Genomic DNA, 9,924 nt, shown 5'->3' on the forward strand with positions numbered 1-9,924 from the left:
GCGCTTGGTATTGTGGAAATGATGATGAAATCCGGCCTGACCTCCCTTGGAATCGCCAAGCTGGAAATGGTCACAACGGAAGAATTAATGAAAGAGAATAGTAAAATATTGGACGAACTGATGGAGCGAACTCATTCACTTCTGGAAAATAAACGAAATCTTTTTGATTATTCCCTGGATATCCTGATGAAGGAAGAAGTGCTTTCCGGAGAACAATTTCGTTGTCAATTTCGTGACAGTGTCCTTTTACCGGCATAATTATTGATGCCGGTTATTTTTTTTTACTTTTAATGCATGCTAAGATATTATAAATGTCGGAGTATGCTGTTTTTTCGACAAACAAATAGGTCCTGCAAAAATGTAGAGATACCTGAAAGGATGGAGGCTTTTTATGAATTTTAAAAAAATCGGTGTTATCGGCGGAGGCACGATGGGACAGGGGATTGCTGAAATGTTGGCAGCCAAGGGTCTGGATGTTCTGCTGGTAGAGAAAACGCCGGAAAAATTGGATTACTCCTACAGCATGATCGAGACGAGTCTCGATAAACAACTGGAGAAATGGGCAATCACCCAGGCAGAGAAGAAGCTTATCCTCGGCCGTATCCAAAAAGTGACACATTTCGCGGAACTCAGCTCCTGCGACATGGTCATCGAAACTATAATTGAGGACCTGGAAGAGAAGAAGAAAGTATTTAATCAGCTCGACCAGGTATGTCCGAACAATATTATTCTTGCCAGCAACACGTCCACGCTCAGTCTGACGGAGCTTGCAAGCTCCACGATGTACCCTGAACGTGTCATCGGCATGCACTTCATTTACCCAGTCGCCAAGGTGGACGTCGTAGAAATCGTACGCGGTCTTAAGACGTCCGATTCGACATTTGAGCATACTAAAGCTTTTGTTGACGATGTTGTTGAGAAGAAAGGCGTAATGATCTACGAATCCCCGGGATTTGTAACTTCACGCCTCATTTGTCTGTTCATTAATGAAGCTATGCATGTTCTGCAAGAGGGCGTCGCTTCCCCGGAAGATATCGACGATGCTATGCGTATTGGCTACCAGTTCCAATACGGCCCGCTTGAAATGGCTGACCGCTTTGGCCTTGATTCGGTGCTTGCCGCTCTGGAGCGCATGTTCCGCGAGTACGGCGAACTGAAATACCGCCCATCGACCATTCTGAAAAAGATGGTGCGTGCGGGACAACTGGGCATGAAATCGGGCGAAGGCTTCTTCAAGTATGACAAGGATGGTGACCGTGTATGAAAGTACTAGTAATTAACGCAGGTTCTTCTTCTTTGAAATATCAGCTTTATGACATGACGGATGAATCTGTGCTGGCCAAAGGATTGGTTGAGCGTATTGGTATGGATTCCTCGATCCTGACCCACAAGCCGACGGGCAAACAGGAAGTAACCGAAGTAAGTGAGATTCTGGAACATACGACGGCAATCCGTAAAGTATTGGCCAATCTGACCGACAAGGAGCATGGCGTGATCGACTCCATTCAAGAGATCAATGCCGTCGGTCACCGCGTCGTTCACGGCGGCGAGACCTTTAAGGCATCGGCACTGGTAGACGGGGCGGCCAAATCGGAAATCCGCCGTTTGTTCGACCTTGCGCCGCTACATAACCCGGCGGCCGTTATGGGGATTACCGCTTCGGAAATCAATATGCCGGGAGTTCCTCAGGTTGTCGTATTCGATACCGCATTCCATCAGACTATGCCGGAAAAAGCTTATATGTACCCTATTCCAAGAGTGCTGTACAACAAGTATAAAGTTCGCCGTTACGGCGCTCACGGGACATCCCATGAATTTGTAAGCAAGGCTTCGGCCGATTACCTCGGCCGTCCTCTGGAAGACCTCAAAATTATCACCTGTCATATCGGTAACGGCGCCAGCGTTACAGCGGTTCAAGGCGGGATTTCGGTGGATACCTCGATGGGTATGACCCCGCTGGAAGGTCTCATGATGGGTACTCGCAGCGGGGACATCGATCCGGCTGTCGTTCCCTACGTCATGAACAAAGAGGAGCTTACGCCGGGCGAAGCCAGCTCCATGCTCAATAAGCACAGCGGCTTGCTTGCCATTTCCGGAACAAGCAGCGACATGCGCGATATCATTGATGGCTACGAGAAGGGCGAACCGAATACCACTTTGGCCTTTGAAATGTATGAATACCGTCTGCGCAAATACATCGGCGCCTATGCGGCTGCGATGGACGGCGTTGACGTCATCGTCTTCACGGCTGGCGTAGGCGAGAATGCGTCATTGCTTCGCGAGAAGGTTCTGAGCAACCTGACTTTCCTTGGAATCGAACTTGACAAAGAAGCGAACAAGGTCCGCTCCGGCGATCCTCGCCGCATTTCCGCCAGCGGCTCCAAGGTGGAAGTGCTTGTCGTTCCAACCAACGAAGAGCTCGTTATCGCCCGCGATACGCTTCGCATCGTGCAAGAACAAGCGTAAAGAGTTACAATAGGAAATAGCAAGAGGATTCCACAGCCAAAGGCCCGTTAGCGGTCTTTGGCTGTCGGACATTTTACCCTACTGCACTTCTACAGAGGAGAGATTGATGGCATGGCTAGCAAAACTGTTATCCGGGGCGTGAAGGATCATGTTGGAGAAAGCGTCGTCATTGGCTGCTGGGTAAATAACAAACGCTCCAGCGGTAAAATTCAGTTCCTGCAGCTTCGGGACGGAACCGGTTATATTCAGGGCGTCGTCGTAAAATCAGAGGTACCGGAGGAGGTCTGGACCGCCGCTAAAAGTCTGACCCAGGAAAGCTCCCTGTACGTCACAGGGACTATCCGCGAAGAACCCCGCAGCCAGTCAGGATTTGAGATGACGGTGACTGGAATCGAGATTCTGCACCTGACCGAGAATTATCCGATTACACCGAAGGAGCATGGCGTCGATTTCCTGATGGATCACCGGCATTTGTGGCTCCGCTCCTCGAAGCAGCGGGCGATACTTGTAATCCGGGCGGAAATTATCCGGGCGGTTCAGGAGTATTTCGACATTAACGGCTTTACCCTTGTCGATCCTCCGATCCTGACCCCGACATCGGCGGAGGGAACGACCAACCTGTTCCATACCAAGTACTTTGAGGAAGATGCTTATTTGACGCAGAGCGGACAGCTCTATATGGAAGCAGCGGCGATGGCGCTCGGCCGTGTATACTCGTTCGGACCGACCTTCCGCGCGGAGAAATCGAAAACCCGCCGTCATTTGATCGAGTTCTGGATGATCGAGCCTGAGATGGCATTCACGGAGCATGAAGAAAGCCTGCGCATTCAGGAAGAGTTCATCAGTCATGTCGTGCAGTCCGTCCTAAAGAACTGCCGGACGGAGCTTGAGGCGGTGGGACGCGATATTTCCAAGCTGGAAAATATTAAGGCTCCATTCCCGCGCATCACTTATGACGACGCGATCAAATTCCTGAATGATAAAGGCTTCGATATCCCTTGGGGAGAGGACTTCGGCGCGCCGCATGAAACGGCGATCGCGGAAGAATATGATAAGCCGGTATTCATTACGCATTATCCGGCCGGAATTAAGGCTTTCTACATGAAGCCCGATCCGAATCGTCCGGACGTTGTACTGTGCGCGGATATGATTGCTCCGGAAGGCTACGGGGAAATTATCGGCGGATCGCAGCGTATTGACGATCCCAAGCTGCTAGAGGAACGCTTTAAGGAGCATGAGCTGTCACTGGATACGTACAAATGGTACATGGATCTTCGGACGTATGGCTCTGTTCCTCATTCCGGTTTCGGACTTGGCCTGGAACGGACTGTAGCCTGGATTTGCGGATTGGATCATGTGCGCGAGACCATTCCGTTCCCGCGGATGCTGTACCGTCTCTACCCTTAAGAGAGAGGAGGGGCATATGGACGGCAAGGAAGGAAACAGCTGGAGCGGTGGCGCATCCTTTGGACTGCAGAGCGGGATGGCCGTCATTCCATATACGCTTCTGACCGCTTACCGGAAGCTGGGTTTGACCGGCAGCGAGACCCTGCTGCTCATTCATCTGCTCTCTTTCCGCCAGATTGAAGGAAAGGATTTTCCATCACTGGAGGAGCTGCAAGCCGTTACCGGACGCAGCGGTTCGGTTATTGCCAGTGAGCTGCAGAAGCTGATCAAAGAAGGATTCTTAAAGATTATGGCGGGCAGCGACGAGCGGCAGGGTATCCATTACGAACGCTATGACTTCTCGGGACTATATGATAAGCTGGGTTCTTATCTCGCGTCTCAGAATGATTCTTCAGCAGCAGATGGAAACCGTGATTCAATTCGAGGCGGCGGCCCGCTCGGAACAGGCAGTATTCTACCCGGTGATACGATTGGAGAAGATGAAAGCCGCAGTCTTTTCGTTGTGTTCGAGAAGGAGTTTGGCCGTCCGCTTTCTCCGATGGAATGCGAGACAATCTCCGGATGGCTCGATCAGGACCGGTATCCCGAGGAGCTGATTCTGCTCGCTCTGAAGGAATCCGTATTCGCCGGAAAGGTGCATTTTCGTTATATTGACAGGATTCTGCTCGAATGGAACCGGAACCGGGTGAAGAACGCCCAGGACGTTAAGGCGTATTCACAGCGGTTTCGCGGGGGAAGATAGCAGGGCCTGAAAGTATGCATTTCGTTGGTGATCCAAGAGTAGTGAAGAACCGCAGTGTCAAGGCTGAATAAGTCTTGCGCTGCGGTTATTTTTCGTGTGAATTACAATCAATTAAAAAATTTGAGGATACTGTGCAGGGGGAATTCCCGGTTTCTTCGTCAATTGCTGAGGAAGGAGGGGGGAGCCATTGAAGAGGAGTTATTGATTGAGAGAATCTGCCGAGGAGACGGTAGCGCTTTTCGAGAATTTGTGGATACGCATAGCCAGCATATATACAAGGTTGCCTACTCCGTGCTGCGGGATGCCAAGGCAGCCGAAGACACTGCGCAGGAGGCTTTTCTCCAGATATACAAATCTCTCCCCAACTACCGTTTTGAAGGCCTGAAGACATGGATTACCCGCATAGCCCTGCATAAGGCGATTGATGAAAAGCGCAGGCGGGACCGGATGAAGCACCGGTTATGCGCGGATGAATCCGAGCTTGAATTTGCGCCTTCCGGCAGTGAGGATATACCGTCCGCAGTGATCCGGCGTGACAGAGATGATCGACTCCGAAGCGAAATTAAGCGGCTGCCAGAGGGGTATCGTGAGGTGGTTACCGCGTATTATCTGGAGCATAAGAATTACGAGCAAATCGCTGCCGAGTTCGGGATCACACTTAAGTCGGTGGAATCAAGATTGTACAGGGCCAGACATTGGATTCGAAACCATTGGAAGAAGGAGGAGTGGATATGAGAGAAGACGAAAAAGAGGCAATCCTCCGCCATTCCGCTGTAGCTTACATATTCGGACAGGGTACCCGCGACGAACGCGAAGCCATGGAGGAGCAACTGCTAGGGGAAGATGAAGCTTTATCGGCCTACCTGGACATATTGAATCGGCATGGGGATGAACTGCCCGTTCTGGACGATCCGGCTTCTTTCTCCCGGAACATCATGAACCGGCTGCCGTCACTTTCAGATCAATCTGAACCGGACCATGAACCTGGAAACCGCTCGCAATTCTGTCACAGCCGCTGGTATAACCGGACGATCATTCATTATCTGATCGCTGCTTCGCTCACCCTGTTATTTCTATCTTCCGGCGTCTTTGATCGGCTCATGACCGGCAAACTGGACGTTGTGGTGAAGAATGGAGATGGCACAGCCTCCTACAGCGAACAAATGATTCAAACAACAAACGGTTGGCTTGAACGTCTTATGGCTGCCGGACGTCAATGAAAGGAGTTAGATTATGCATAGTGAACGCAACAAATTGCGGGCTTTTTTTCTGAATATTTTTCCCGGGGCGGGACATTTCTATATCGGAAATTATATTCGGGGCGCCCTTTATTTTCTCATCTCATTCGGAGAGTTGTTCATTTCCTTTCTTCTGGGGGCCGTAATGGGAGAGGATGAATTAATGGTTCTCGGCTTAGTCGCTTTTGTGCTGCTGTGGACTGTGAGCATGCTCGATCTGCTCATTAGGCTGTTAAAAAACCCGTCCCGGCCCGCTAATCCAATGGATAATGTTGACCCTCAAGTTCCATACGAGATGAAGGAGATACGCGGAGAGAATGAACGATTTCAGATTATCCTGCTGTCCTTTATTCCCGGACTTGGCCACTTCCATATGGGACTGATGCAGCGGGGATTGTCATTCCTTATCTCCTTTTTCGGCTATATGACGGTCATGCTATTTCTGACAGGTGTAACTTCCAGCTCGGTCTTTCTGCTGCTGTTCGGCGTTCTCCCGGTGATTTGGCTGTATTGCATGTTCGACGCGGTCCAGCATATCCATCGCAAGCTAGCGGGGGAGGAACTGCGGGATCGATCGCTCTTTGAAGATTTGGAAGCGGGCCGTGAAGACGGGAAACGCAGTAGAGTACTGGCTACGCTGCTGTCTGCTTTCCCCGGAGCCGGACAAATGTATCTTGGAATGCAAAAAAGGGGACTTCAACTGATGCTGCTGTTCCTGGGGAGCATATATATCTTGGATCTTCTGCGCTTATCGCTGCTGTTCTTCCTGATCCCCATCATCTGGTTCTACAGCCTTTTTGACGGACTGCAGCTTGTCAGCAGCTACGGGCGCGAGCCGTTAGAGGACCGGCCTGTCATTGAAGGCTTCCTGAACCATCAAGGCTGGCTTGGTGCGGGGCTGCTGGCCCTGGGCATGTATTATATTTTGGCCAATATAGCGATTCCCGCGCTTGATGTAAGATTTCCCGAGTGGCATTTACAGTACCGGGTCAATGCTTACCTTAAGACAGTCCTTGTCTCCGTTCTGTTGATCGGCGGGGGGCTCAAGCTGCTCGCGGGCAGCAGAAAAGGCGGCGTGGTTAAAAGAAAAGGAGGTCCTTCATGAATAGTGTAGCGGAAGAACGGACTGAAGCTAAAGGGAATATTCCCGAGGCGAAGGAAATCCGGGCTCGATATTGGCGTGTCGGATCGCTGTCCTTGGGGCTCAATTTACTGTTTCTTGGCGTCCTCATCATGATCTCGCAGTGGAAAGGAATGGAAGTATTCGAGACCGCGCTGGCCTGGTATCCGATAGTTTTCATTTTGCTTGGTTTGGAGATCGTTCTCTACACTTTATGGTTTCGGGGAAAAGGAAAAGTCCATTACGATGTGCTTAGCATTTTTTTTGTCGGTATTCTTTCGCTCTGCTGCCTTGTGTTCGCGGGACTCGGCTCTTTGGGGCTTACTGAGGAGATTCGCAGTGCTGTGAGCTCACCTGGATACCAGTATTCGTTGCCGGAGACGCGAAGTTCTGTTAATGGAATCGGCAAAATTATTGTGCAGGGCGATAATCCATACAAGGTTAAGGTGGATCAGACGACTGGTAAAGAATGGTTTACATTCGGTTCTTACTGGTCGAGTGGCGGACGCCTGGATTCAGAGCTTGAGAAGAATCTTGTGCGGAGCGAAAGGACTGGGGACACGGTTTACCTTCTGCTGGGAGACACACCGAGCCATGCCCTGGACCGTTCCAGATCCGGGCTGGATGTTACAATCGCGGCTCCGGCGGGAATTAAGGTGATAGTAAGAGACAGCAGAGGAAATATCTTGGAGCGCTAGAGTGAAGCTGAACCTTGCTACCCGCCAAATGTATGACAAAAAGCTGAAAGAACCGCTATAAGGTCTCCTTCGAAGGCCTTATAGCGGTTCTTATTGCCCTCTGTATACTGCTGTTGGTATATCCTCTTAGTTGTTCTCGCCTTCTGCAGCCAGCTCCGCTTCCAGCGCGGCTCCCATTTCACGCGAACGTTCGGCACAGCGGCTGACCGCCGCAATCACCGTTTCAAAAAAATCTCCCTTGTCAAGCACTTCCAGCGCAGCCTGGGTGGAGCCGCCTGGAGAGGTGACCTTCTTACGGAGTGCTGCTGGTTCTTCCCCCGTCTGCTGCACCATGCGGGCCGCGCCGAGCACCGTCTGAACGGTCAATTCGGCGCTCTGCTCCTTGGACAGTCCGCCGCGGATGCCGGCGGCAATCATCGCTTCCATCATGTAATAGATGTAAGCGGGACCACTGCCGGAGATGCCGGTCAGCGTCTCCATGCGCTCTTCATCGATCACGGTCGTAAGACCGACCGCCTCGAAGATGTTAAGTGCAAGCTTCCGTTGTTCTTCAGAAACTTCCTTGGAGAAGGCAATGCCTGTTGCGCCAAGCCCGATAGAGCTGGAGGTGTTCGGCATGGTGCGGACAACAGGCTGTTTCTTGCCGAGCAGTCCCTGAATCGTGCGGATGGACATGCCTGCAATGACGGAAACGATTAACTGCCCGTCCGTGAGCAGCGGTGCGAGGTCCCGAATCGCCGCCGCCGCATCCTTGGGCTTCATAGCAAGCACAATCACCGGGGATGTACGTAAATATTCGTCCTTATGTTCGGGATCGTTGGTCCCATTGACGCCGTAGCGGGAACGCAGTTCGGCCAGACGTTCGCTGCTGCTGCGGTTAAGCATAACGATATTATCGGCATAGATGACAGAGCGGGCAATCAGACCACGGACGATCGCTTCTGCCATGGAGCCGGCTCCGTGAAAAACGACCTTATGATCAATTAAAGGCTTAGCGGTTTGTTGACACATCGTCTTGAGTTCCTCCTTGGCGGATAAGGACTAGCTCCGGATTTGTCCGTTGCCGTAAATTTTGTATTTGGTAGAAGTCAGCGCAGGCAGACCCATCGGTCCGCGGGCATGCAGCTTCTGGGTGCTGATGCCTATCTCGGCGCCGTATCCGAATTCGAAGCCGTCGGTAAAGCGGGTAGACGCATTATGGTAGACTGCGGCAGCGTCGACTTCATCTTGGAACCTTTCGGCGCTCTCTTCATCCTCTGTCACAATGCACTCGGAATGCTGTGTGCCGTACCGGGCGATATGTTCCAGCGCTTCATCAATTCCGTCTACTACTTTAATGTTGAGGATATAATCGTTATATTCAGTTGCAAAATTCTCTTCGGTAACCGGTAGCGCCCATGGAATGAGCGTCCGTGCCCGGGAACATCCACGAAGCTCCACCTTGGCGCTGCGGAAAGCTTCTCCAAGCGCGGTCAGATGCTCTGCCGCGAAGCTCCGGTGAACAAGCAAAGTCTCCATCGAGTTGCAGACGGAGGGACGCTGCACTTTGGAGTTCAGGCTGATGGATTCAGCCATTGCAGGCACGGCGCTGGCATCCAAATACGTATGGCAGATGCCTGCGCCCGTCTCAATGACGGGAACCGTGGCGTTCTTAACAACATTCTGAATAAGCGAGCTGCCGCCGCGCGGGATAATAACGTCAAGCAAACCGTTCAGCTTGAGCATTTCGTCAACGGACGAACGGTTCGGGTCCTCAATAAGCTGCAGCGCGTTAGGAGGGATGCTCGTCCCTGCCAGAGCGGCATGCAGCACCTCGACAATTTTACGGTTGGATGAGAGAGCGGCTGAGCCGCCCCGCAGCACGACGGCATTGCCCGTCTTCAGGCATAGACCGGCGGCATCTACCGTAACGTTCGGGCGGGCTTCATAAATTATTCCGATAACACCGAGCGGAACACGGATTTTCTCAATGATCAGACCGTTCGGGCGCTCCAGCGTTTCAAGAGTATCCCCGACCGGATCGGGAAGAACGGCGATTTGCTGAAGTCCCTCGGCGATTGCGTCGATCCGCTCGGTATCCAGCGACAGCCGGTCCAGCATGGATTGCGGCGTGCCGCCTTGTCTGCCCCGCTCCAGATCCTCGGCGTTAGCCTCGATAATCGCGGCAGCTTCCCGCCGCAGCGCGTCTGCCATTACGAGCAGCGCTTCGTTCTTCTGCCCGGTAGTCAGTCTGCCGAGCGCCCCCGCCGCTCG

The 9,924-nt window shown here is 52.0% G+C and carries 10 protein-coding genes and 1 pseudogene; 9 read left to right on the forward strand and 2 right to left on the reverse strand.

The window, feature by feature from the left end:
* From L691_RS27815 to L691_RS0104645, 9 genes and pseudogenes are all read left to right on the forward strand, one after another.
* A pseudogene (locus L691_RS27815) lies at positions 1-258 on the forward strand (ATPase); the annotation flags it as partial.
* A gap of 133 nt (positions 259-391) precedes the next feature.
* Entirely contained in the window at positions 392-1,264 is an 873-nt protein-coding gene (locus L691_RS0104610; RefSeq protein ID WP_025689071.1) for a 3-hydroxyacyl-CoA dehydrogenase family protein, read from the forward strand.
* Complete coding sequence (locus tag L691_RS0104615) at positions 1,261-2,466, forward strand: acetate kinase (RefSeq protein ID WP_025689073.1); 1,206 nt, start codon at positions 1,261-1,263, stop codon at positions 2,464-2,466. Before L691_RS0104610 ends, L691_RS0104615 begins: the two co-directional genes overlap by 4 nt.
* A 111-nt stretch (positions 2,467-2,577) precedes the next feature.
* Complete coding sequence (gene asnS / locus L691_RS0104620; protein ID WP_025689074.1) at positions 2,578-3,873, forward strand: asparagine--tRNA ligase; 1,296 nt, start codon at positions 2,578-2,580, stop codon at positions 3,871-3,873.
* A gap of 16 nt (positions 3,874-3,889) precedes the next feature.
* The gene (locus L691_RS0104625; RefSeq protein ID WP_025689076.1) at positions 3,890-4,615 is read left to right on the forward strand and encodes a DnaD domain protein; all 726 of its coding nucleotides are present in this window, start codon (positions 3,890-3,892) and stop codon (positions 4,613-4,615) included.
* A 201-nt stretch (positions 4,616-4,816) separates the two neighbouring features.
* Positions 4,817-5,350 (forward strand): RNA polymerase sigma factor, encoded by a 534-nt coding sequence (locus L691_RS0104630; RefSeq protein ID WP_084653825.1) that lies wholly within the window; start codon positions 4,817-4,819, stop codon positions 5,348-5,350.
* Entirely contained in the window at positions 5,347-5,835 is a 489-nt protein-coding gene (locus tag L691_RS0104635) for an anti-sigma factor (RefSeq protein WP_025689078.1), read from the forward strand. Before L691_RS0104630 ends, L691_RS0104635 begins: the two co-directional genes overlap by 4 nt.
* A 13-nt stretch (positions 5,836-5,848) precedes the next feature.
* The gene (locus L691_RS0104640) at positions 5,849-6,958 is read left to right on the forward strand and encodes a hypothetical protein (protein ID WP_025689080.1); all 1,110 of its coding nucleotides are present in this window, start codon (positions 5,849-5,851) and stop codon (positions 6,956-6,958) included.
* Positions 6,955-7,671: a hypothetical protein gene (locus tag L691_RS0104645; protein WP_025689081.1), complete on the forward strand. Its 717-nt coding sequence runs from the start codon at positions 6,955-6,957 to the stop codon at positions 7,669-7,671. The genes L691_RS0104640 and L691_RS0104645 overlap by 4 nt, the downstream gene beginning before the upstream one ends.
* 126 nt (positions 7,672-7,797) lie before the next feature.
* On the opposite strand, the gene proC is transcribed toward L691_RS0104645, so the two are convergent.
* Together proC and L691_RS0104655 are read right to left on the reverse strand one after the other, a co-directional pair.
* Complete coding sequence (gene proC / locus L691_RS0104650; protein WP_025689082.1) at positions 7,798-8,682, reverse strand: pyrroline-5-carboxylate reductase; 885 nt, start codon at positions 8,680-8,682, stop codon at positions 7,798-7,800.
* A gap of 30 nt (positions 8,683-8,712) precedes the next feature.
* The coding region (locus L691_RS0104655; protein ID WP_025689083.1) for a glutamate-5-semialdehyde dehydrogenase at positions 8,713-9,924 on the reverse strand (1,212 nt) is incomplete at its 5' end.

The sequence above is a fragment of the Paenibacillus zanthoxyli JH29 genome, from assembly GCF_000520715.1.
GTDB lineage: Bacteria > Bacillota > Bacilli > Paenibacillales > Paenibacillaceae > Paenibacillus_AQ > Paenibacillus_AQ zanthoxyli.

Coding starts and splice junctions, on each gene's coding strand:
- L691_RS0104610 (WP_025689071.1), top strand. CDS start 392: ATGAATTTTAAAAAAATCGGTGTTATCGGCGGAGGCACGATGGGACAG.
- L691_RS0104615 (WP_025689073.1), top strand. CDS start 1,261: ATGAAAGTACTAGTAATTAACGCAGGTTCTTCTTCTTTGAAATATCAG.
- asnS (WP_025689074.1), top strand. CDS start 2,578: ATGGCTAGCAAAACTGTTATCCGGGGCGTGAAGGATCATGTTGGAGAA.
- L691_RS0104625 (WP_025689076.1), top strand. CDS start 3,890: ATGGACGGCAAGGAAGGAAACAGCTGGAGCGGTGGCGCATCCTTTGGA.
- L691_RS0104635 (WP_025689078.1), top strand. CDS start 5,347: ATGAGAGAAGACGAAAAAGAGGCAATCCTCCGCCATTCCGCTGTAGCT.
- L691_RS0104640 (WP_025689080.1), top strand. CDS start 5,849: ATGCATAGTGAACGCAACAAATTGCGGGCTTTTTTTCTGAATATTTTT.
- L691_RS0104645 (WP_025689081.1), top strand. CDS start 6,955: ATGAATAGTGTAGCGGAAGAACGGACTGAAGCTAAAGGGAATATTCCC.
- proC (WP_025689082.1), bottom strand. CDS start 8,682: ATGTGTCAACAAACCGCTAAGCCTTTAATTGATCATAAGGTCGTTTTT.